We start from the raw sequence: 21,030 nt of genomic DNA on the forward strand, positions 1-21,030 counted from the left end.
GTTCGGCGATGTCCCTGTCGATTTCGGTCGTGCTGCTGCTTCTGATCCTGGCGGTGGTCTTCCTGCGCAACGGCGCGATGAAGATCTCGCACGCGACGGTCTGCGTGCTGCTGGGGTTCCTGCTGGCCGGCACGAGTATGGCGCCCACGCTGCAGAACGGCCTGACGGCGACGGCGGGGATCGTGAGCAGCCTGCATCCATGATCCGTCGGCCGTCACCCACGGGTCCGTTGATCGTTTCGGGTTCATGAACAACACCCGTATACGCATGGACACTTCAAGGGCGCGGCCCTAGCTTCGCGCCATGACGAGCAGAGCCCTCAGTCGCGCCCTCGCCCTGACGATGACGATCGCAGCTGCCTCGGTCGCGTACCCGGCCCAGGCGGACGACATCCCCAAGGCCCCCGGTCACCGGCTTGTGGAGCAGTACGCGGGCGCGCCCGCTGAGGCGCACCCCGTGCCGGGGCAGGCTCCGCCGCAGCACCCGTATCTCGCGGCGAACGGGCGCAGCGGCATGCACGCGGACGCGGCCGGCAGCGGCACGTATCCCTGGAGCGGGCCGCTGGGGAACAAGCCCACCGTGAGCAGCGAGAAGATGGCCGCGCTCGGTGGTGAGTGCGCGACGGTGACCTTCGACAAGGACGGCCGCATCGTGACCGTCTGCGGCACGTTCACCGGCTTCCTGGTGAAGCTGCTCGACCCGCACACCCTCAAGACCCTCGCCGAGTACAAGCTCCCGCAGCGCCCGTCCACCATCGAGGCCATCACGCGCCTCGACTTCTCGAAGATCTTCAAGGACACCTCGGGCGGCGCCTACTCGTACCTCGACAACGAGGACCGGCTCGTCCTCGCCGACTCGCGCCAGCACATCGTCAGGCTCGCGCACGAGCAGGCGGCGGACGGCGGTTGGAGCTTCCGTGTGACCGACGACTGGGACCTTACGGGGCAGGTGCCGCACGACTGCGTGAGCTGGACGAACCTCTACCCGAGCGGCACGTGTGACCCGGTGACGTCGGTGATGCCCGACTGGGAGGGTCGCATCTGGTGGGTGACGCGCCAGGGGCGCGTCGGCACGGTCGACCCGGCCAACGGGACGATCAAGTCGGTCCAGCTGCCGGGGGAGGAGATCCAGAACTCCTTCTCGGTCGCCGAGGACGGCGTCTCGATCGTCTCCGACCACGCGCTCTACAGCTTCGAGGCGGATGCGGACGGCACACCGAAGGTCGTCTGGCGCCAGACGTACGACCGCGGCACAGGCACCAAGCCCGGCTCGGTGAACCAGGGTTCGGGCACCACGCCCGACCTGTTCGGCGCGGGCGAGGACTACGTGGCGATCACCGACAACGCGGACGACCGCATGAACATCCTGGTCTACCGCCGCGGCCGCGACGTCCCCGACGACCGCCGCCTTGTCTGCAAGGTCCCCGTCTTCGGCTCCGGCGCCTCCACGACGGACAACTCCCTGATCAGCTACGGCAACAGCCTCGTCGTCGAGAACAACTACGGCTACGAGAACATCACGTCACTCACCTTCGGCCGCTCCGTCGTGGGCGGCGTCACCCGGGTCGACGTACGCAAGGACGGCTCGGGCTGCGACACGGTCTGGGAGAGCAAGGTCCGCTCCCCCTCCACCGTCCCCAAACTCTCCACGGCGAACGGCCTCCTGTACTTCTACACGAAGGACTCCAACCCCCTCGGCATAGACGCCTGGTACTTCACAGCGGTCGACTTCCGCACGGGCGAACCCCGCTGGAAGCAACTGGCGGGCACGGGCATCGCCTACGACAACAACTGGGCCCCGATCACCCTCGGCCCGGACGGAACGGCGTATGTGGGGGCCTTCAACGGACTGGTGGCGGTGCGGGACGAGAACCTGGGCGGTTGAGCCGGGAGGTGGGGTTCAGCGCCGCGAGAACACCCCGATCCCGTTCGCCACGGCCCGCTCCGGTGCGTCCGTCGGGTGGTTTCGTACGGTGACCGCCGCGGCGCCCGGGTCCCTGGTCACCAGGGTCGACGAGCCGCCGCCGTCCAGGCTGAATGCGTCGTCCGCGCCCAACTTGCTCATCGCGTCCGCCACTTCCGCGATGGTCAGGCCGGTGCGGTACTGCGGGGCGCCGTCGAGGGCCAGGAGGAAGAGGTGGCGGCCGTCCGCCGTGGCGCCTGCGGCGGTGCGGACCGCGGCCGTCTTCGCGTCGAGGCCGGGCAGCGGCGCGCCGTCCCGCAGTACGGGGTAGCCGCCGATCGCGAACCGGTAGGGAATGTGGGACGCCGCCGCCACCAGGCGGTGCCTGATCCCGACGCGGTCGCCCGCCGACAGCTTCCGCAGTTCCTGCGCGCCCGCCTCGCGCCCGACGAGCACAGTGGTGCCGGACGCTATGGGACCGCTGCCGGGAGTGTCGGCCGATGACACCACGCGGCCGTGGCGCACCGTCACCTCGTACGTGTCCGTGCTGCACGGCGCGGCCCGGTTCGTGTCGGTGCCGCACGTGGCGCGCACGCGTGACACGCCGCCCCAGTCGGAGGTGAACGCGCCGATCGAACCGACCGGCAGGGCGTACTGGTTGAGGCCGCCGAGCGGCAGCCGCCGGCCGTCGGCGCTGACCGAGCCGTCGAGGGCCATGTGGTCGAGCCGGACCCGGCGGTCCACGCCCACGCCGAGCACGTCCTCGGTGGTGGTGCCGGGCGGGAGAGCGGGGCCGAAGCGCTGGCCGTCCGGCACGGCGGCCTTGAGCGTCCGGCCGTCGGCGACGGCGGGACCGACGGAGGCGCCGGTGGCCTCGACGCCGGGGTGCTGGGACTCGGTGATGTTGAAGAAGTCGCCGTTGACGCCGCCGACCGCGCCGCTCGCGTCGGCCAGCGAGGAGACGGTGGCCCGTCCGCCGACCGCGTCCGGGTGCAGCAGATCGACCCGCACCCGCGGGTTGCGCAGATCGACGCTCAGCACATGGGCGTGCGTGAGGCCCTTCGTCGCGGGGATGTCGAACTCCTCGTACGTGACACCCGGCGCGATCTCCGTGCCGCTACTCTCCGCACCACTGGCCGGTGCCGCCCCGGCGAGGACGGTGCCGGCCAGCGCGCCGAATGCGGCACAGGCCGCCAGAGCCGATCTGTAGCGTCCGTCTCGCCGGCGTCCGTCGCGATGTCTCACGTGCCCCCCTGGTGTCCGCGTAACTCACCCCTGTCACAGGGGAGTTCACCAGACGCGGAGGGACACGTCGATGGCTAGGTGCCGACCAGCCGGGAACGGATCAGGAAACGTACACCTTCGGGTGCTTCCAGGGAGAAGCCGCTGCCGCGGCCCTCGACCACGTCGACGATCAGCCGGGTGTGGCTCCACACCTCGAACTGGCTCTTCGACATCCAGAACGCGACCGGCTCCGCGACACCCTCGACGGTCAGGGACGCGAGCCGCACATCGCTGCCACCCGTACGGAACTCGCCGTCCGGGTAGCACATGGGAGCACTGCCGTCGCAGCACCCGCCGGACTGGTGGAACATCAGGGGCCCGTGGGCCGCACGCAGCCGCCGCACCAGCTCGGCGGCGGCCGGGGTCAGCTCCACACGCGGGGCCTCGTCACTCACGGCAGGCTCCTTCCATAGGGCGGTGTCGCGGGGCCACAGTCAACTCTCCGCTACGTTGCAGGAAGGTTGCGCCCCGCGCCAGGCCCCGGGATCTAGGAAGCCTCGGGAACCAGCCGTTCGCGCAGGAAGGAGACGACTCGCTCGCGGGCGGCGAGCGCCGGGTTGCCCGGCTCCTCGCGGACCTCCGCGGTGAGCACCGAGTGCGCGGTCCTGGCGAAGCCGCCCGCGTTGCCCGGGGACGAGTCCAGTTCGACGACCTCGAACGCGTCGCCGAGGTGCTCGCGCAGGGTGCGGAAACGCTGGGCGGGCACCGCCCTGTCCTCGCTGAAGCGCAGGCCGAGCATGCACAGACCGGACTCCTTGGAGCGGCTGACCACCGTGTCGAACTCGGCCCGGGACAGCCCCGGGTCGACCCTCCGGGCCCCGCTGACCGGGAAGGGGACCGACGGCTGGCTGAGCACCGGCGCGAGCACCACGTCGTCCACCGCGGCGGCCAGCGCGAAGCCTCCGGTGAAGCACATGCCGATGACGCCGACACCGGGCCCCGGCGTGCGGGCCGCGAGATCGCGGGCAAGGGCGCGCAGATAGTCCGCGATGGGCCGGCGCGCGTTGGTGGCGAAGGCGCGGAACTCGGAGGCGACGCAGAGCCGGGTGAGGACCTTGAGGACGTAGCCGGCGGACTCCTCGCGGCCCGGCTCGCCGAACGGGGACGGGATCGCGACCGTGAACCCCTGCTCGACCAGATGGTCGGCGAGGCCGAGCACGGCGGGAGTGATGCCGGGGATCTCCGGGATCAGTACGACACCGGGTCCGCTGCCCTTCTCGTACACGTCGTAGGTCAGTCCGGCGCCCGTGAACGGCGCCTTCTGCCAGCCGGTGAGATCAGAGGTCGATGCCGAACCGGTCACGGCCGTTCTCCTTCGACGAGAGTGAGCAACGAGCGGGCGTCGCCCACGATCTCACGCGGCGAACGCCGAGATCTTCAGCGTGTCCGAAAGGACCTGCCACACCGCCAGGGCGAGCAGTCCGCTCACCACACCGCAGCCGTTGGTGCACGTCGTCACCTCGTCGTACCAGGCGCGCACGGTCAGGAAGTGCAGGCCGAGGGTCCGCGAGAAGGAGAACCGGATGTGGAGACCGTCCCCGAGGCTGTGTCCCGGCAGCGTGGTGATCTGGAAGTACGTCCTCCCCACGCGCTCGACGGACACGGGGTTGCCGCCCACCAGCGAACACCGATCGCCCTGCCGGACCGGCCCCAGGCAGCCGCTGCCGGCCACGGGGAACAGCCAGAAGTGGTGCGTGAGCTGGGACCGGATGTCGTGCGGGGTGGTGAACGGATGCAGTCCGAGGGCGAAGTCGTACTCGTACAGCCAGTTCACCCCGGAGCACGGGTAGGCGTCGGTGCCGCACTGCGCGGGGCGGCTCCCGGCCTGGGCGGCGGCGGGTCCTTGCGGCGCGGTGACGAGGGCGCTCCCCATGACGACCGCCAGTACGGCCCGCGCCCACGCGAGACGCCGCATGCGTACTCCCTGTGTCCTTACGTCTTCACGGCCGGATCATGCCCGTGAAGCACCATAAGTCGGACCGAGCTGCGGCGGGCGACGCACTGGGGCAGTCGGCCCAAGGGCCGCTCCCGAGTCCGTGTCTCTCAGTTGTCCGGGCCGGCCCAGGCGAATCGCGCGAGGCGTGGCGCCCCACCAGCGCCGGCAGCAGCGGTTGAGGGCCGACTGCTCGGACAGGCCGAGAAGGAGTGCGACCTGGCCGAGGGGCAGGTCGGTGCCGGTGAGGTAGCGGTGGGCGGCGGTGCGGCGCTCCTCGTCGACGACCTCGGCGAAGGTCGTGCCCGCGGCGCGCAGCCGCCGCTGCAGGGTCCGCGGATGGACGTTGAGGAGGCCGGCGACGGCCGAGATCTCGGGCGACGACGTGCCGAGCGACTGCTCGACGACGGCCCGGACACTGCCCACGACGTCCGCCGGTTCCTTCGGCAACTGCTCGTCGAGGTACGCGAGCGCGAGGTGGCGCAGATGCGCGTTGCTGCCGCCGAGCGGCCAGTTGGCCAGGCTCAGGGGGACGCGCAGCAGCGCCGCGGGGCGGTCGACCTTGACGGGTACGCCGAAGAACTCCTCGTACACAGGGAGCGGGGCGAGCAGCGGGTGGGGGAGTTCCACGGAGCCCAGTCCGTACGGGCCGACCAGATATGTGACGGCCCGGTGTATGAAGCCGAGGGAGAGGTCGATGCCCTGCGGCGGCGCCACCACCCCCTCGCGCACGCCGTAGCGCAGCGCGGCCATCCCCGGAGTGCCGTACGGATCGGGTTCGAGGCTGAGTCTCACCGAGCGGGCATGGACGAAGAGGTAGCGGGTCGTGCACTCCAGGGCGTCCCCGAGGGTGTCGGAGTTCTGGATCGCGAGGGCCAGGGCGCCGAGCATGCCCAGGTCCTGCCGGGCGGCGATGCGCAGCCCGAGGTCGGTGCAGCCGAGGTCGGCGGCGGCGAGTTCGAGCACCGTCGCCATCGCCTCCTCCGGCACCAGGAGGTCGTCCACGTCGAGCGCGGCCGGCGGGCAACCGGCCTGCCGGGCGTACGACTCGGCGTCACCGCCGAGCTCCGCCACCGTGGCGCGGAAGCCCCGCAGCCCCGCCGATCTGATCACGGACATGTCGTACAGCGTCAAAGATCTGTCGTCCCAGGTCAATTCCTGCGGGGTGTGCGTCCCGACACTGGGAAACATGACGCACACCGCAGACACCAGCACCGCCGGCTCCGCGGCCCCTGCCGAGCACATCGACGTGGTGATCGTGGGCGCCGGCCTGTCCGGCGTCGGCGCCGCGTACCGGCTCCAGACCGAATGCCCGGAACGCTCGTACGCGATCGTCGAGGCGCGCCAGGCCATGGGCGGGACGTGGGACCTGTTCCGCTACCCGGGCGTGCGCTCGGACTCCGACATGTTCACGCTGGGCTACCCGTTCAAGCCCTGGCGGGACCGCAAGGTCCTCGCCGACGGCGGGTCCATCCTGAGCTACATCAAGGAGACGGCGGCCGAGTTCGGCATCGACCGCCGGATCCGCTACGGCACCAAGGTGCTCGCCGCCGACTGGTCGACCGAGACGGCGCGCTGGACCCTGACGCTGGAGCGCACCGACAACATCGGCCACCGCGCACGGTCCATCGTCACCTGCGACTTCCTCTACTCCTGCGCGGGCTACTACGACTACGACAAGGGGCACACCCCGGAATTCGAGGGCGCCGACACGTTCTCCGGCACGGTCGTGCACCCGCAGTTCTGGCCCGAGGACCTGGACTACGCGGGCAAGCGCGTCGTCGTCATCGGCAGCGGCGCCACCGCCGTCACGCTGGTCCCCGCGATGGCGCGGAGCGCCGCGCACGTCACCATGCTCCAGCGCTCCCCGACCTGGATCAGCTCGCTGCCCTCGCGCGACAGACTGGCCGACGGCATCCGCGCGGCCCTGCCCGCGGGAGTGGCCCACCGGGTGGTGCGCAGCAAGAACATCCTGTTCACCATCGGCGTCTACCAGTTCTGCCGGCGCAGCCCGAAGGCGGCACGGCGCGTGCTCACCGGGCTCAACAAGCGCATCGTCAAGGACGACCGGCTGGTCGACGAGCACCTGACGCCGTCGTACGACCCGTGGGACCAGCGGCTGTGCGCGGTGCCCGACGCGGACCTGTTCAAGGCCCTCAAGTCGGGTGACGCGGAGATCGTCACGGACCACATCGACCGCTTCGTCCCCGAGGGCATCCTGTTGCGGTCGGGCCGCGTCGTGGAGGCCGACATCATCGTGTCCGCGACCGGACTCAAGCTCCTTGCCTTCGGCGGCATCGCGCCGCGTGTCGACGGTGAACCCGTCGCGTTGAACCGCCAGTTCGTGTGGCGCGGCGCGATGATGACCGGCGTCCCCAACTTCGCGGTGTGCATCGGCTACACCAACGCCTCCTGGACGCTGCGCGCCGACCTCACGTCGCGGCTGGTGTGCAAGGTGCTCAACCACATGCGCCGCCACGACTACGCGGCCGTGGAGCCGAGGCCGACGGGCACCCTGAACGAGCGCCCGCTGCTCGACCTCGCCGCCGGCTACGTGAAGCGCTCCATCGACGCGTTCCCCCGGCAGGGCGACCGCAGCCCCTGGAAGGTCCGGCAGAACTACGTGCTCGACGCCGCGTCGACCATGCGCACCAACCTGCACCGGACGCTCGCACCCACCCCGGCGTCGAAGGTGCGCGCGGCCCGCATCGGCACGGGCGGGAGGCCGGCCGAGACGGCGACGGCGGCACGGTGACGAAGCCCCGGTCCACGGGCGACGACGAGGGCGCGAAGCGGCGAAGAGCTGATCGACGGTGACCGACGCTGATCGGCAACGCCGTCAGAACCTGAAGCCCTCGGTGACGGCCGGGCCCGATGGGCCGCCCGACAGCGCTCGGCACGGCTTGCCGCTCGGGGTCGGAACGGCCGCAGCGGTTGAGCCGGCTGGGGGGCGGCCTCGGGGCCCCCACCCCCCCCGTTACGCGGCGCCCCCGTCGGAGAGCTGCGTCGTCGCGTCGGAGAAGTAGCGCAGCGCCGAGTCGCGGGTGCCGGCCACGTGGTGTCGGGCCAGTTCCTCCGCGCGGGGCGCGTCGTGATCGCGGATCGCCTCGTACAGGCGCTCGTGCTCCCCGCACATCGGATCGCCGTCGTTGAGGTCGGAGGTCAGCCGGAAGAGACGGCGCAGCCGGGCGTCGAGAGGGGCCATCAGCTCCTGGAGGAGCGGGTTGCCCGAGGCCTCGACGATCTGCTGATGGAAGTCCGCGTTGTGGGCCACGGCCTGGCGCAGCCGCCCCGCGTCGGAGGCCTTGCGGCTGCGCGCCAACAGGCGCTCCATCGTGTGTAGTTGGAGGGTCGTGGCATGGCGGGCCGCGAGCCCCGCGGCCAGACCCTCCAGGTTCTCCCGGACGTCGAAGAGGTAGCCGGCGTCCTGTGCGCCGAAGTCCGTGACCACGGAGCCGCGCCTGGCCTGCACGGTCAGGAAGCCCTCCCGTTCGAGCCGCTGCATGGCTTCTCTCAAGGGGATGCGGGAGACGCCCAGCTGGTCCGCCAGTTCGCGTTCGACCAGTCGCATGCCCGCCGGAAAGGTCCCCTCGATGATCCGCTCGCGGAGTTCCACGTAGACCCGTTCTCTCAGGGACTGGTGGGTCTCACCGATCGTGGGGCGGCGGTCAGCGCGGGTGGTCATCGAGTCCTCTCCGGTGGCGTGCGGGCGCGGTCGTGACTGCGCCAGGGGTGCTCCTGATCATCGCAGACCGCGGAAACAAGATCCCTCAGACCATTGCCTGGTATTTGGTATACCAGTTAGCTTGTCGTTGCCCGCCGCTCACCAGCAGCGATTCCGCCGGTTCACGACCGGCTGGTCAGTCGTGCCGGGCGCCGAACGAACAGTTGGAGGAAGTCGTGTCGCACCCCGCCGACACCCCGTCGATCCCGCTCGCCCCCGAGGTCCTCAGGAACGCCACGCTGCCCGACGGCCGACGTGCCGACATCCACCTCGCCGAGGGCCGGATCACGGCTTTGGTCGACCAGCCGGACCACCCCCACAGGCCCGAAGTCGGCCGGGGCCCCGCCGCCGCCCGCGGCAGCATCGACCTCGAGGGCGCTCTCGTCCTGCCCGCGCTCGTGGACGGGCACGCTCACCTGGACAAGACGCTGCTCGGAGCACTCTGGCAGCCGCACCCCACCTCGGCCACGCTGCGCGAACACATCGCGAACGAACGGGCCCTGCGCTCCTCCGTCGAGGTATCCGTGACGGACCGGGCCACGGCCCTGGCACACCGCATGGTGTCCCTCGGCACCGGCCATGTGCGATCACACGTCGACATCGACCCGGACGTACGTCTGGACGGTCTGCACGCGCTGGCCGAGGTGCGGGAGAAGTTCCGCGACCGGCTGGGCATCCAGATCGTCGCGTTCCCGCAGAGCGGTGTGGTCACCGCGCCGGGCGCCGCCGACCTTCTCGACGCGGCGCTCGCGGAGGGTGCCGACCTGATCGGCGGGCTCGATCCGGCGGGCTTCGACCATGACGTGGACGGCCAGCTCGACATCGTCTTCGGGCTGGCCGAGCGGCACGGCGCGGGCGTCGACATCCATCTGCACGACGGAGGCGAGACCGGCACCCGGCAGCTACGGGCCATCGCGGAGCGGACAGCGGCCCTCGGCCTCGACGGCACCGTCACCGTCAGTCACGCCTATGCCCTCGGCGAGGTCGATGCCACCGAACTCGACCGCACCGCCACCGCCCTGGCGACGGCCGGTGTGGCGATCATGACCAACGGCCCCCGGCACTCCATGCCGCCCGTGCTGCGCCTGCGCGACCACGGCGTCCGCGTCTTCGCCGGCTCGGACAACATCCGCGACACCTGGTGGCCCTATGGCACCGCGGACATGCTCGAACGCGCCACCATCATCGGCCTCCAGGGCGACCTGATGACCGACGACGAACTGCGCCACGCTGCCTCGATGGTCACCGACGAGGCCGCCGCGGCCCTCCGTCTCGACGGCTACGGCCTCGCCCCCGGCTGCCGCGCGGACCTCGTCGTCATCGCGGCAGGCGGGGTGGCGGAAGCGGTCGCGGCCCATCCGCGACGCCTCCTGGTCCTTCACGACGGACAGGTCGTCGGGCCCGCGCCCGAGCCGGACTTCCCGAACTTCCCGGACTTGCCAACCTTCTCCGTACCGGGCGGCGACGCCTCTGCCCCACAGGGGGAGCGATGAGCGTCCAGCCGTCCACAGCCGACCCCGCCGGAACCGCCGAACCCGCGGGAGCCGTCGGCAGACCCGGACCCGGCGTCGCCGGGCAGGACGCGAGCGGTGGCCTCTCCTCCGGACAGATCGGCACCTTCGATCTCGTCTTCTTCGTCGTGGCCGCCGCCGCGCCACTCACCGTGCTCGCCGGCGTGGCGCCCATCGCCATCGCCATCGGCGGCCCGGGCGCCCCCCTGGGATACCTGATCTCAGGAGCCCTCCTCGTCCTCTTCGCCGCGGGCTTCACGGCCATGAGCCTGTATGTACGCAACGCCGGTGCCTTCTACGCCTATGTGGCTCGTGGCCTCGGCCGCACCCTCGGTGTCGGTATCGCCTACGTAGCCGTGGTGTCGTACAACCTCATCACCCCCGGAGTGGCGGCGGCCTTCGGCTACTTCGCGGCCGGGTCGGTGCACGACGCGACCGGAGCCGACATCCCGTGGTGGGTGCTCTCCGGCGTCTGCGTCCTCGCCGTCGGCGTGCTCGGCTGGCTCAGAGTGACCCTCAGCGCCAAGGTCCTCGGCGTCGCCCTGATCCTCGAAGTGCTGACCCTGCTCATCATGGACGGCGGCATCCTCGGCCACCGGGGCACGGCAGCCCTTGACGCGCACTCCTTCGACCCGAGCACACTCGCCACAGGCGGTATCGCCGGGATGTTCGTCATCGTGATCGGCGCCTTCACCGGTTTCGAGGCCACCGCCATCTATGCGGAGGAGGCGCGCGAACCGAGCCGCACCGTCCCGCGCGCCACCTTCATCGCCATCGGGTTCCTCGCCCTGTTCTACTCCGCGGGCGTGTGGCTCATCATGGGCGCGTTCGGCACGGACAAGGCGGTGGCCATGGCCCGCGCCGCCGCCGGTCCCGAACTCACCTTCAGGGCAGGTGAGTTGTACGTCGGCGCCTGGCTGTCCGACACCATGCACGCCCTCGTCATCGTCAGTGCCTTCGCCGCCACCCTCGCCTTCCACAACGCCGCCGCGCGCTATCTCTACGCTCTCGGACGCGAAGGACTCCTGCCGCGGCGACTGGGCGTCGTCTCCGCCCGGCACGGCTCTCCCGGCGTCGCGGTGAGTGCGCAGACCGTCTTCAACCTCCTGGTGATCCTCGTCGGCGCCGCCCTCGCCGCCGACCCGTTCTCGCAGGTCCTGATCTGGACCAACAGCATCGCCGTCCTCGGCATCATGGTCATGCAGGCCCTGGCGGCCCTCGCCGTATGGGCCTTCTTCCGCCGGGACCGACGGGGCATGTCGGCCGCCCGGGTGGTCTGGTCCCCACTGATCGCGTTCGCCGGCCTCGCGCTGCTGACCGTCCTGGCGGTCCTCCACTTCGACCTTCTGACGGGCGCGTCGGACACAGTGAACGCCGTCCTCCTGGCACCCCTGCCCGTCGTCCTGCTCGCAGGCATGGGCATCGCCCTGCGCATCCGGAACAAGGACCCGCAGCGCTACGCCCGGCTGACCAACATCGACGTCGAAAGGGACTGACACCCGGCGGCAGGCCGCGACGCAGGAGACGTACACGAGACGTACGCGGGTGATGCGCCCGCCCACGTATGTCTCTCGTCGAGCGATGAGTCCTGGGGGTCTGCTCGGTCTATGCATGTAACGGCTTCACGCGACGGACGACACCCAGGAGATGTGATGAGCAAAGTGGTCATGCACAACGTCGTTTCCGTGGACGGCTTCATCGCCGACTCGGAGGACCAGGTCGGCCCGCTGTTCGACTGGTACGCGAACGGCGGCGTCGAGATCGGTTCGAACGGGATGGTGTCGGTGTCCAAGGCCTCGGCCGACTACGTCCGGCCGATGTGGGAGAGCATCGGGACGCTGGTGATCGGGCGGCACTTGTTCGACGTGACCAACGGCTGGGAGGGGCAGCCCCCGGCGGGTGAGCACGTGGTCGTGGTGTCCCATCGGCCAAGGCCCGAGGACTGGCACCCCGAGGCGTCGTACTACTTCGTGGACGGCGTGGCGGAGGCGATCGCGAAAGCCAAGGAACTCGCGGGGGACCGCACCGTCGGCGTGGCCGCCGGCGAGACGGGCGGTCAGGCACTTGCCCTGGGGCTGGTGGACGAGGTGGCCATGGACGTCGTACCCGTCGTCTTCGGCTCGGGCAAGCGGTACTTCGGGTCCGTCGACGCCCAGCACCTCCTCGAGGACCCCCACGTCGTGATCCAGGGCGACCGCGTACTGCACCTCCTCTACAAGGTCCGTCACTAGCTCTACAAGGTCTGTCACCAGTTCACGAGGTGAGGACGGAAACGACCCGGTTGGTCATGTCCTCCGCGGACGCCGGCGGGGTCTGGGTGTACGCGAGAACCCAACGGAGCCGCTGATCGCGCGTGGAGAACACCCGTGTCCGGTATCCGTACGTGTCACCTGTCTTCCCCCAGAACGTCACACCGTTCACCGTGGCCTGCTGCAGTCCCAGGCTGTACCGGGCGGGACTGCCGTCGAGCATGCGCACACTGTCGGGTGGCAGCGTGAACAGGTGGTTCATCGCGTGCGGTGGCAGCAACTCGCCCGAGAACAGGGCCTGATGGAACCGGAGGAGATCGGCGACCGTCGACACCAGTTCTCCCTCGCCCCAGGCGCTGGACTGGTCGTACACGGTGACGTCCCGGAGCGACCCGTCGGTCATCTTCAGGTATCCGTGCACATGAGAGCCGTGCAGTCGCGGGTCGCGGTCCGGTATCAGAGTCCCTCGCAGACCAAGCGGACGGACGACCCGCTCTCTGATCACGTCGCCGTACGGGCGTCCGGTGAGGGCCTCGACGAGCAGGGCGAGCAGGACGTAATTGATGCCCCGGTACTCCTGTTTGCTGCCTGGTCGGAACTTCGGCGGATCGAGCGTCACCGTGCGCACCAGCTCCTGTGGCGTCCACTTGTCGAACCGATGGCGCAGGACGGCTTCCGGCGTGCTGACGTCGGGCAGGCCGCGATGGTCGGGGAGCCCGCTCGTATGGTTCAGCAACTGCGCGACGGTGATCCGCGCGGACTCGGCCGGAAGCAGTCCGGGAAGATGCCGTCCGATGGGCACGTCGAGCTCCACGAGCCCCCGCGCCCACAGTTGCAGCACCACGGTCGCCACGAATGCCTTCGTGACGCTGCCCGCGCGGAACGCGTCGTCAGGGCGTACCTGACGTGCGGTTCTGATGTCGGCCACGCCTGCCGTGCCGTACCAGCGCTGCCCCGGCCGGTCGACGAGCAACTGTGCGGACGTGGCCGGTGGGTGGGTGAGGTCGGAGATCGCTTCTTGTAAGGCGCGTGTGTCGAGTGAGGCAGAGCCCGACGGCGTATGTGCGGCAGCACGCCCCGTGCCGGCCGGCATCGTGCCCGCTGCCGCACTGCCTGCCAAGAGGGAACGTCGCGAGAGGAATGTCATGACGTCGATCTTGCCGCCGACGCCCCGCGCTTCCATCAGGGATGGCCCCCACGCGCACCCCGATTGAACCCGGAGTCCTGGGCCGACGCCCGCGCGAGGAAGCGTCGCCGGTCGACGATCGCGCGGTCGATCTCGCCCGTCGCCACCAGCTCTCCCGTACTGTCCAACGCCCTCACGAGGAAGGTGAGTTGCCGGCCGTCCGCCTCGGTCGGCGGTTCCGCGAGGACGTCGACCCAGGCGCCCACCCGTGTGGCACGAAGATGCTTGACGCGCACGCCGGTTCCGACCGTCGTGCGGCCCGGCGCGGTGAAGGGCGCGGCGGCCCGCACGGTGGCCGCCTCCATCCACGCGATCAACCACGGAGTGGCGAGAACGGGCAGGTCACCGCTCCCCACCGCCATCGCGGTATGGGCGTCGGACACCTCATGGCGCATCACCCCACGCTAAGGGCCGTCCTGTGATCCCGCAGCCGGAGCCTCGGGCGCGTCGGCCGTCGCTCGCACCACAAGGTCCCTCGAGGACCCCGCTACCGCTGGTGATGGAGCCGTTCCAGCAGGAGGTACGCACGTTGCTCGGCGGCCGCGAGCTCGGCGGGATCGATCCCCGCCGGCCACAGTTCTCCCGCGGCGGCGTCGTCGGCATCGCGCAACTCCACCACCGCCAGCACCAGTTGGACCTGGACGACCGGGAGCTGGGGCGCCGAGGCCCGGGTCAGGAACCGCTGTGCCTGATCGGATGCCTGCGTGCAGGCGGCCAGCGCACGCTCGACGCGCAGGGCGGCATGGTCATGGACGACGAGGAGCGCGCAGACGAGCCCGACGACGATGCCGAGTACGCTTCCCAGCACCCGGTCGGCGACGAGCTCCCCGGCAGGGGCGGGCGCGGCCAGGTCGCTCATCAGCAAGGCCAGTGGGGTGAGGAAGACGACGCCCAGCCCGTAGTTGCGCGGGACGAAGTATTCGAGAAGGAATTCGAGGAGCACGATCACGCAGGCGAGTGCCACCGGCCTCGGATCCGTGGCCAGCACACCCAGCGCGAGAAGCAGGCCGATGACCGTGCCGAGGGTTCGCTGGACGGCGCGCTGGGCCGTGGTGCGGAGGTTGACCGAGTGCAGCACGGCGGCCGCGGAGATCGACGCCCAATAGCTGTGCTCCAGCCCGCCGGCCACCGCCAGCCCGCCCGCGATCCCGGTGCCCAGGACCATCCGCACCGCGGGAACGGCGAGGACGGCCCGATGCTCGGCGCCGCCCGCGCGTCGCCCCACCAGCAGCTCGGTGGCGCGCCAGGCGACAGGTTGGGCCGGTCCCGCGGCCGGCCCTGCGACGGGAACCATGGGCGGAGCCTCGCTGTCCTGCGCCGTCGGCGACGGGAGGGACAGCTCGGGCACAAGCGCGGGCGGCCGCCGGCGCCGCTCGGTGAGGATCCGGGCCTGACGGAGCAGTTGATCGGCCGTCGCGGCGGGGGCGTCGGGCGGTCGGCGCGCGGAGCTGATCAGCAGTGACCAGGACAGGTCGGTGAGGCGTACGAAGATTCCGTCCCGGCCGGTCTGGTGCGCCTGTGTCGGGGGCGCGATGCCGAGGGAGTGGTACGCCTGCAGCACTGCCACGGTGGTGCGGTGTCGCGCCTGCCGGGCGTCGCCGCCCGGTCCAGGCCCGGTCAGCAGTCCCGCGAGCTCACGCAGGGCCCTGGCGACGGCGAATCTCTGCGGACGGTCCGGGTGCACGAGCCGGCCGGACACGCCGAGCACCCAGGCGACCGCCGCTCCGGCCGCGGCAAGGCCCGTCTGCGGCAGGACGTCGGCGGCAGAGGGGGAGCCGTTGGCCGCCACCGCGAAGGAGAACAGCAGCAGCACCGCCCCGAGCCCGCTCAGCCGGGTCGCATCGCACGCCACCTTCGCCAGCCCGGCGACCACCGCCGTCGCCGCGACCACGACGGCGGCGCCCCCGCCTCCCTCCTCCGGCCGGACCCAGGCGGCGAGAGCCGATCCGCAGCCCACGCAGGCCGTCATGGCCACCGCCACCAGCGCGAGCACGCGAGCACGGCGCGGGTAGGGCAGATTGCGCCCGAACGTCGTCGTGAAGGTGCCCAGCATGGCGTAGACGGAAAGGTCGGGCCGCCCCGCGACCGCGACCGGCAGTGCCACCAGAGCCATCGCCAAGGCGCCGCGCGCGGCGAAGAGAAGCGCCCCGTCCGCCCGCTGGAGCGTGAGCGAGCCGCGCGGGGAGAGCAGACGCATCGCGCCGGCCACAGCAGGCCGCCAACCGTGCCTGGTCACGGCAGCGAGTGGGCGGCGGGTAAAAGGCATCCGGTATGTACCACCGGCTCCGAGCGGGGTTTTTGAGCTGAATCCAGCTGAATCCAGTCTGTGTCCAGGCCGCGGGCTCCGCCAGGCCGGCCGACGGCGGAAAGACTACTGTGGGCGTCCATGAGCACATGGCTGCCTTTGTCCGCGCTTCCCCGACTCGCGGTCGCTGTGGTTGCCGGTGCGGTGGTCGGAGCGATCGTCGCGGTGGCGAACAACGCGGCGCTGGGTGTTCTCTCCGGTATCGCGGCGACCGAACTGATCTTCGTGCTGGCGGGTTGGGCAGTGCTGTGGCCGATGGACGCCAAAGCCACGAAAGCCAACGCCCGGCGTGAGGACTTCCAGCCCGTCACCGATGAAATCGTGATCGTCGGCGTCGCCCTGTGCGGCCTGGTGGCGACCGTGCTGCTACTCCTGCTGGGCAAGTCCGACAGCGGCCACGCCGCGGCGGCGGTCGCGCTCGGCGGCGTGTTCATGGCCTGGGCGGCGCTCCATCTCATGTACGCCACGCGTTACGCGTACCTGTACTACACGGCCTCCGGTGGGATCGACTTCAACAACGACGACCCGCCCAGGTACAGCGACTTCCTCTACTTCAGCTACAACCTCGGCATGACCTACCAGGTGTCCGACACCAACGTCTCGACCTCGACGATCCGCGCAGTGGTGCTGCGGCACTCGCTCCTGTCGTACGTGTTCGGCACCAGCATCCTCGCCACGACCATCAACCTCGTCACCGGCATCGTCACCGGCTGACATCGACAGTGACGCCTTTGCCGGCAGGACGACCGGAGAATGACGGGGGACACTGGGAGGAGAACGGCGCCTCTCAGCGCCCGGTTGCTGCTGCCATCAGCTACTTGCCGCTGCCATCGGCGTTGTCGTTGCCGTCGGCGCGGACATCGATGGTGCGCCGCGTCACCGCCGCGGTTTTCGGCAGGCGCAGAGTCAGGACACCGTCCGCCATATCTGCCTGGATTCGATCGACATCGACGTCGCCGGGAACGCGAACCCCATAGGAAAAGGTCCCTGATCGGCGGCGCAGCGCATTTCCGTCCGTGGTCTCGTCCACGGAACCGGAGATGTGGAGTTCCCTGCCGTCCACCTCTACCTTCACGCGCTCACGACGGACGCCGGGCAGTTCCGCGCGCACCACGTAGGCGACACCGGAATCCGCTTCTTCCACCACGGGCATCCAGTGCTGCAAAGGGCCGGCCGGCTGCGAAGAACGCTCCAGCAGACGGCTCACCTCGCCCCACAGGTGCTGAAGCTCCGCTGCCGGATCGGCCCCGGCCCACCAGGCAGTTCGTGCCGGATTCGACCGGGCGACGTCTGCGCGTTCATCCATGATGTGCTCTCCGACTCCGTCGACCCTCGCGGCGCTCGGCCGCCGGATTTCTCTCACGACAGCCTGCGTCCCGAGCCGCCCGCCCGCAATTAGGCCCACGCCATTAGGTTGCATACCCCTCCTAACTTGATTCCGGAGCTCGGAAGCGCCGATTCCGCTGCTGTTGCGACCCGGCTGACATCGCGCTTGAGTTGAACCAATCTCTCTCGGCACCTGGAGCAGGCATGTCGATGACCTTCGGTTCAGGGTTCGGCCAGTCCGACCCCTTCAGCGACTTGTTCAACCGGTTCTTCGGAATGTCGCCCGCCTCGTCACCACCGGCCGTCCAACGCGTGCCGATCGGACGGCTCTTGACGGATTCGTCGCAGGAACTCCTCAATCTCGCCGCCCAGAGAGCGATCGAGGACGGAACCTCCGATCTCGACACCGAGCACCTGCTGTGGGCGACCACCAAGGTCGATCCGACCCGGAAGCTGCTCGCCCAGATCGGCGTGGACCCCGACGCGCTGTCCACGGAAGTCGCCGCTGTCCTGCCGCAGGAGTCCGGCCAGCCGTCGGCCGAGCCCGGACTCACCCCGGCGGCCAAGCGCACGCTCCAGGCCGCCTACTCCCATTCACAGGCGACCGGGGCCTCTTACATCGGCCCCGAGCACATCCTCGCGGCACTCCTGAGCGACTCCGGCAGCGGCGCCGCCCGACTGCTGCGCGCGCAGGGCTTCAGCCCGGACCGCCTGGAGGGCCTCGCGGACCAGGCGTCGCGTGCGGACGGGGCCGCGGAGGCCAAGAAGCCGGCGACGACGCTCGACGAGTACGGCCGGGACCTGACGGAGGACGCGAAGGCCGGGATGCTCGACCCGGTGGTGGGGCGGGCCGACGAGATCGAGCAGACCATCGAGATCCTCTCGCGGCGCTCCAAGAACAACCCCGTACTCATCGGCGAGCCCGGCGTCGGAAAGACCGCCATCGTGGAGGGCCTGGCCCAGCGCATCGTGGCGGGCGAAGTCCCGGACACCTTGAGGGACAAGCGAGTTGTCTCACTCGACCTCTCCGGCATGGTCGCCGGCGCGCAGTACCGCGGCCAGTTCGAGGAGCGCCTGAAGAAGGTCATCGAGGACGTCCAGGAAGCCAGCGGCGACATCATCCTGTTCATCGACGAACTGCACACGGTCGTCGGCGCCGGAGCGACCGGCGAGGGTTCCATGGACGCGGGCAACATGCTGAAGCCCGCGCTCGCGCGTGGTGAGCTGCAGCTCGTGGGCGCGACGACCATCGACGAGTACCGCAAGCACATCGAGAAGGACGCCGCGCTGGAGCGCCGTTTCCAGCCCGTCCTGATTCCGGAGCCGACCGTCGAGCAGACCGTGCAGATCCTGGAAGGGCTTCGGGACGCGTACGAGGCCCACCACCAGGTCCGCTTCGCCGACGGCGCCCTGGCGGCGGCGGCCGAGCTCTCCGACCGCTACATCAGCGACCGGTTCCTGCCCGACAAGGCCATCGACCTGATGGACCAGGCGGGCGCGCGCGTGCGGCTGCGCAGCGCCGGTCGTTCCACCGAGGTCGTCAGCCGCGAGGACCGCATCGCCAAGCTCCGGCGCGAGCAGCAAGAGGCCGTGGCCGGTGAGGACTTCGAGAAGGCGTCGGAGTACAAGCGGCAGATCGCCGAGCTGGAAGGCGAACTCGCGGGCATCGAGGAGCGGCGCGAGGGCGTCGTCTCGGTCACCGCGGCCGACATCGCCGACATCGTCTCCCGCCGCACCGGCATCCCCGTCTCCCAGCTCACCGCGAGCGAGAAGGAGAAGCTCCTCAACCTCGAGGCGGAGATGCACGCGAGGATCGTCGGCCAGGACGAGGCGGTCACCGCGGTCTCCGAGGCCGTGCGGCGCAACCGCGCGGGTATGGGCGACCCCAATCGCCCCGTGGGCTCGTTCCTCTTCCTCGGCCCCACCGGCGTCGGCAAGACGGAACTCGCGAAGACCCTCGCCGACCTCCTGTTCGGCGACGAGGATCACATGATCCGCTTCGACATGAGCGAGTTCCAGGAGAAGCACACCGTCGCCCGTCTCGTCGGCGCCCCTCCCGGGTACGTCGGTTACGAGGAAGCCGGCCAGCTCACCGAGAAGGTCCGCCGGCAGCCGTACAGCGTGGTGCTGTTCGACGAGGTGGAGAAGGCACACCCCGATGTCTTCAACACGCTGCTGCAGATCCTCGACGACGGGCGTCTCACCGACGGCCAGGGCCGCACGGTCGACTTCCGCCACTGCGTCATCATCATGACGTCCAACATCGGCGCCCACCGGATCCTCGCGCACCACGGTGATGTGTCCGAGATCAAGGACGACTTGATGGAGGACCTGCACGCCAGGTTCCTGCCCGAGTTCCTCAACCGCATCGACGACATCATCATCTTCCACGCCCTCAGCCAGGACGACCTGTCGCAGATCGTGGACCACCTCCTGGACCAGAGCAAGCGCCGGGTGTCCGGACAGGGCATGACCCTGGAGGTCACCGAGGCGGCCAAGAAGCTGCTCGTCGCCCACGGGCACCAGCCGGAGTTCGGTGCGCGTCCGCTGCGGCGCACGATCCAGGCCGAGCTCGACAACCGGATCGCGTCGATCCTGCTGAGCGGTGACGCGGAGCCCGGGGACACCATCGTCGCGGACGTGGTGAAGGACACCCTTCACTGCACCGTGAGAAAGGGCGACGCCGCGGGGGAGGCGAAGGCCGAAGGGTCCGCGGAGGAACCGCCCGCGGCCGAGGCGCAGCAGACGCCCGATGCCTGATCCGGTCGGGCGCGCCTGACGGCGCCTGAACCAAGGAGGACACATGGTCCATCACCACAAGTCCAACCGAGCCGTCGAGGGCAACCCCGACGACCGGCGAGGCATGCCCCTGCGCCCCAACGTGGAACAGCTCGAAAGGCGCACCCAGGAGGACCTGCGGGACGTCGGGCTGCGTGTGAAGAAGCCCGAGCGGCCCGCGAAGCAGTACGAGGCGATCCGGAACGAGGTCGAACGCGAGGTCGACAGCGGCGAGCTGCCGAGCGGCAAGATGTCCCGCGCGGAGCGAGAGGCCTTCCCGCCGACCCGCTACGACAGGTGACACAGGTGGCCTTCCCGCACCAGGGCCACGACGGCAGTGCGGCCACGACAAGTGAAGGGAGCGCGGGAATGAGCGGAGAGCCCGAACCGATGAGCGCCGCCGAGCGCCGCGCGCTCGAGAAGGAACTCGCCGACGTGACGGCCGAACGCGACGCGGACGCCGCCACGTTGCAGGACACCACCGAGGTGGGCGACCGCGCCGACCAGGCCGATGAGTTGATCCGCTCCGACGAGACCCACCGTCTCGATGCGCGCATCGACGAGATCAAGGTGCGCCTGCGCACAGCCGCCGACGCGGGCCGGCCCGGCACGGACGTGGTGGGCGTGGGCAGCACGGTCGAGGTGCGGTACTCGGACGGCTCGGTGGCGACCGTCCAGATCGGTGAGGGGGCGGCGGTGCTGGACCAGACGCTGGTCACCGCCGACAGCCCGCTCGGCAGCGCGCTGCTCGGGGCCCGGGCCGGTGACAGCGTCAGCTATGACGCGCCCGCCGGGCGGGCGACGGTCACGGTCGTGTCGCTGGGGGCGTAGC

At 70.3% G+C, this 21,030-nt stretch carries 20 protein-coding genes; 10 read left to right on the forward strand and 10 right to left on the reverse strand.

The annotated features are described in order from the left end of the window. Window positions 1–8 precede the first annotated feature (8 nt). Complete coding sequence (locus ACIPWY_RS05595) at window positions 9–203, forward strand: hypothetical protein (RefSeq protein ID WP_362900638.1); 195 nt, start codon at window positions 9–11, stop codon at window positions 201–203. Between the two features lie 100 nt (window positions 204–303). Continuing rightward, complete coding sequence (locus ACIPWY_RS05600) at window positions 304–1,884, forward strand: hypothetical protein (protein WP_393698623.1); 1,581 nt, start codon at window positions 304–306, stop codon at window positions 1,882–1,884. A gap of 15 nt (window positions 1,885–1,899) precedes the next feature. Here the strand turns inward: ACIPWY_RS05600 and ACIPWY_RS05605 are convergent, their stop codons facing one another. From ACIPWY_RS05605 to ACIPWY_RS05625, 5 genes are all read right to left on the reverse strand, one after another. After that, complete coding sequence (locus tag ACIPWY_RS05605) at window positions 1,900–3,147, reverse strand: phosphodiester glycosidase family protein (RefSeq protein WP_393698625.1); 1,248 nt, start codon at window positions 3,145–3,147, stop codon at window positions 1,900–1,902. Between the two features lie 74 nt (window positions 3,148–3,221). Continuing rightward, entirely contained in the window at window positions 3,222–3,581 is a 360-nt protein-coding gene (locus ACIPWY_RS05610) for a DUF779 domain-containing protein (RefSeq protein ID WP_362900632.1), read from the reverse strand. Window positions 3,582–3,673: 92 nt separating this feature from the next. After that, on the reverse strand, window positions 3,674–4,489 hold the full coding sequence (locus ACIPWY_RS05615; RefSeq protein WP_393698627.1) for a dienelactone hydrolase family protein: 816 nt from the start codon (window positions 4,487–4,489) through the stop codon (window positions 3,674–3,676). Between the two features lie 51 nt (window positions 4,490–4,540). Beyond that, window positions 4,541–5,101, reverse strand: coding sequence for a hypothetical protein (locus ACIPWY_RS05620; RefSeq protein ID WP_362900628.1), 561 nt, complete (start codon window positions 5,099–5,101; stop codon window positions 4,541–4,543). 36 nt (window positions 5,102–5,137) lie between these two features. Then, window positions 5,138–6,238 (reverse strand): AraC family transcriptional regulator, encoded by a 1,101-nt coding sequence (locus ACIPWY_RS05625; protein ID WP_393698629.1) that lies wholly within the window; start codon window positions 6,236–6,238, stop codon window positions 5,138–5,140. A gap of 70 nt (window positions 6,239–6,308) precedes the next feature. Here ACIPWY_RS05625 and ACIPWY_RS05630 point away from each other — a divergent pair, with 70 nt between their 5' ends. Then, window positions 6,309–7,874, forward strand: coding sequence for a flavin-containing monooxygenase (locus ACIPWY_RS05630; RefSeq protein ID WP_393698631.1), 1,566 nt, complete (start codon window positions 6,309–6,311; stop codon window positions 7,872–7,874). A 222-nt stretch (window positions 7,875–8,096) separates the two neighbouring features. Here ACIPWY_RS05630 and ACIPWY_RS05635 read toward each other — a convergent pair whose 3' ends face one another. Then, entirely contained in the window at window positions 8,097–8,804 is a 708-nt protein-coding gene (locus tag ACIPWY_RS05635) for a GntR family transcriptional regulator (protein ID WP_393698633.1), read from the reverse strand. Between the two features lie 215 nt (window positions 8,805–9,019). Between ACIPWY_RS05635 and ACIPWY_RS05640 the strand changes: the two genes are divergently transcribed. From ACIPWY_RS05640 to ACIPWY_RS05650, 3 genes are all read left to right on the forward strand, one after another. Further along, on the forward strand, window positions 9,020–10,336 hold the full coding sequence (locus tag ACIPWY_RS05640) for an amidohydrolase family protein (RefSeq protein WP_393698635.1): 1,317 nt from the start codon (window positions 9,020–9,022) through the stop codon (window positions 10,334–10,336). Continuing rightward, window positions 10,333–11,850 carry an APC family permease gene (locus ACIPWY_RS05645; protein WP_393698637.1) on the forward strand — a complete coding sequence of 506 codons (1,518 nt, stop codon included), beginning with the start codon at window positions 10,333–10,335 and terminating at the stop codon, window positions 11,848–11,850. Before ACIPWY_RS05640 ends, ACIPWY_RS05645 begins: the two co-directional genes overlap by 4 nt. A gap of 156 nt (window positions 11,851–12,006) precedes the next feature. Further along, window positions 12,007–12,585 carry a dihydrofolate reductase family protein gene (locus tag ACIPWY_RS05650; RefSeq protein WP_362900616.1) on the forward strand — a complete coding sequence of 193 codons (579 nt, stop codon included), beginning with the start codon at window positions 12,007–12,009 and terminating at the stop codon, window positions 12,583–12,585. A gap of 22 nt (window positions 12,586–12,607) precedes the next feature. On the opposite strand, the gene ACIPWY_RS05655 is transcribed toward ACIPWY_RS05650, so the two are convergent. The 3 genes from ACIPWY_RS05655 to ACIPWY_RS05665 all read right to left on the reverse strand — a co-directional run bounded on the left by ACIPWY_RS05655 (window position 12,608) and on the right by ACIPWY_RS05665 (window position 16,055). After that, window positions 12,608–13,786: a serine hydrolase domain-containing protein gene (locus ACIPWY_RS05655; protein WP_362900614.1), complete on the reverse strand. Its 1,179-nt coding sequence runs from the start codon at window positions 13,784–13,786 to the stop codon at window positions 12,608–12,610. Then, complete coding sequence (locus ACIPWY_RS05660; protein WP_362900612.1) at window positions 13,786–14,184, reverse strand: thioesterase, FlK family; 399 nt, start codon at window positions 14,182–14,184, stop codon at window positions 13,786–13,788. The genes ACIPWY_RS05655 and ACIPWY_RS05660 overlap by 1 nt, the downstream gene beginning before the upstream one ends. 92 nt (window positions 14,185–14,276) lie before the next feature. Next, entirely contained in the window at window positions 14,277–16,055 is a 1,779-nt protein-coding gene (locus ACIPWY_RS05665; protein WP_393698641.1) for an FUSC family protein, read from the reverse strand. Between the two features lie 120 nt (window positions 16,056–16,175). Here ACIPWY_RS05665 and ACIPWY_RS05670 point away from each other — a divergent pair, with 120 nt between their 5' ends. Further along, window positions 16,176–16,808: a DUF1345 domain-containing protein gene (locus tag ACIPWY_RS05670; protein ID WP_393698643.1), complete on the forward strand. Its 633-nt coding sequence runs from the start codon at window positions 16,176–16,178 to the stop codon at window positions 16,806–16,808. Between the two features lie 100 nt (window positions 16,809–16,908). On the opposite strand, the gene ACIPWY_RS05675 is transcribed toward ACIPWY_RS05670, so the two are convergent. Further along, the gene (locus tag ACIPWY_RS05675; protein ID WP_362900608.1) at window positions 16,909–17,400 is read right to left on the reverse strand and encodes an Hsp20/alpha crystallin family protein; all 492 of its coding nucleotides are present in this window, start codon (window positions 17,398–17,400) and stop codon (window positions 16,909–16,911) included. Between the two features lie 224 nt (window positions 17,401–17,624). Between ACIPWY_RS05675 and ACIPWY_RS05680 the strand changes: the two genes are divergently transcribed. The 3 genes from ACIPWY_RS05680 (at window position 17,625) to ACIPWY_RS05690 (ending at window position 21,029) form a co-directional block, all read left to right on the forward strand. Then, window positions 17,625–20,180 carry an ATP-dependent Clp protease ATP-binding subunit gene (locus ACIPWY_RS05680; RefSeq protein ID WP_362900606.1) on the forward strand — a complete coding sequence of 852 codons (2,556 nt, stop codon included), beginning with the start codon at window positions 17,625–17,627 and terminating at the stop codon, window positions 20,178–20,180. Between the two features lie 43 nt (window positions 20,181–20,223). Then, window positions 20,224–20,499, forward strand: coding sequence for a hypothetical protein (locus ACIPWY_RS05685; protein WP_362900604.1), 276 nt, complete (start codon window positions 20,224–20,226; stop codon window positions 20,497–20,499). A gap of 68 nt (window positions 20,500–20,567) precedes the next feature. Further along, the gene (locus ACIPWY_RS05690; RefSeq protein ID WP_362900602.1) at window positions 20,568–21,029 is read left to right on the forward strand and encodes a GreA/GreB family elongation factor; all 462 of its coding nucleotides are present in this window, start codon (window positions 20,568–20,570) and stop codon (window positions 21,027–21,029) included. Window position 21,030: the final 1 nt, after the last annotated feature.

The organism is Streptomyces sp. NPDC090032 (genome assembly GCF_044748025.1).
Lineage (GTDB): Bacteria > Actinomycetota > Actinomycetes > Streptomycetales > Streptomycetaceae > Streptomyces.

What these genes read in the sequence shown, in the direction of transcription:
- ACIPWY_RS05595 (WP_362900638.1), top strand. Translation starts at nt 9, where the DNA reads ATGTCCCTGTCGATTTCGGTCGTGCTGCTGCTTCTGATCCTGGCGGTG.
- ACIPWY_RS05600 (WP_393698623.1), top strand. Translation starts at nt 304, where the DNA reads ATGACGAGCAGAGCCCTCAGTCGCGCCCTCGCCCTGACGATGACGATC.
- ACIPWY_RS05620 (WP_362900628.1), bottom strand. Translation starts at nt 5,101, where the DNA reads ATGCGGCGTCTCGCGTGGGCGCGGGCCGTACTGGCGGTCGTCATGGGG.
- ACIPWY_RS05625 (WP_393698629.1), bottom strand. Translation starts at nt 6,238, where the DNA reads ATGTCCGTGATCAGATCGGCGGGGCTGCGGGGCTTCCGCGCCACGGTG.
- ACIPWY_RS05630 (WP_393698631.1), top strand. Translation starts at nt 6,309, where the DNA reads ATGACGCACACCGCAGACACCAGCACCGCCGGCTCCGCGGCCCCTGCC.
- ACIPWY_RS05635 (WP_393698633.1), bottom strand. Translation starts at nt 8,804, where the DNA reads ATGACCACCCGCGCTGACCGCCGCCCCACGATCGGTGAGACCCACCAG.
- ACIPWY_RS05645 (WP_393698637.1), top strand. Translation starts at nt 10,333, where the DNA reads ATGAGCGTCCAGCCGTCCACAGCCGACCCCGCCGGAACCGCCGAACCC.
- ACIPWY_RS05650 (WP_362900616.1), top strand. Translation starts at nt 12,007, where the DNA reads ATGAGCAAAGTGGTCATGCACAACGTCGTTTCCGTGGACGGCTTCATC.
- ACIPWY_RS05655 (WP_362900614.1), bottom strand. Translation starts at nt 13,786, where the DNA reads ATGGAAGCGCGGGGCGTCGGCGGCAAGATCGACGTCATGACATTCCTC.
- ACIPWY_RS05660 (WP_362900612.1), bottom strand. Translation starts at nt 14,184, where the DNA reads ATGCGCCATGAGGTGTCCGACGCCCATACCGCGATGGCGGTGGGGAGC.
- ACIPWY_RS05665 (WP_393698641.1), bottom strand. Translation starts at nt 16,055, where the DNA reads ATGCCTTTTACCCGCCGCCCACTCGCTGCCGTGACCAGGCACGGTTGG.
- ACIPWY_RS05670 (WP_393698643.1), top strand. Translation starts at nt 16,176, where the DNA reads ATGAGCACATGGCTGCCTTTGTCCGCGCTTCCCCGACTCGCGGTCGCT.
- ACIPWY_RS05675 (WP_362900608.1), bottom strand. Translation starts at nt 17,400, where the DNA reads ATGGATGAACGCGCAGACGTCGCCCGGTCGAATCCGGCACGAACTGCC.
- ACIPWY_RS05680 (WP_362900606.1), top strand. Translation starts at nt 17,625, where the DNA reads ATGTCGATGACCTTCGGTTCAGGGTTCGGCCAGTCCGACCCCTTCAGC.
- ACIPWY_RS05685 (WP_362900604.1), top strand. Translation starts at nt 20,224, where the DNA reads ATGGTCCATCACCACAAGTCCAACCGAGCCGTCGAGGGCAACCCCGAC.
- ACIPWY_RS05690 (WP_362900602.1), top strand. Translation starts at nt 20,568, where the DNA reads ATGAGCGGAGAGCCCGAACCGATGAGCGCCGCCGAGCGCCGCGCGCTC.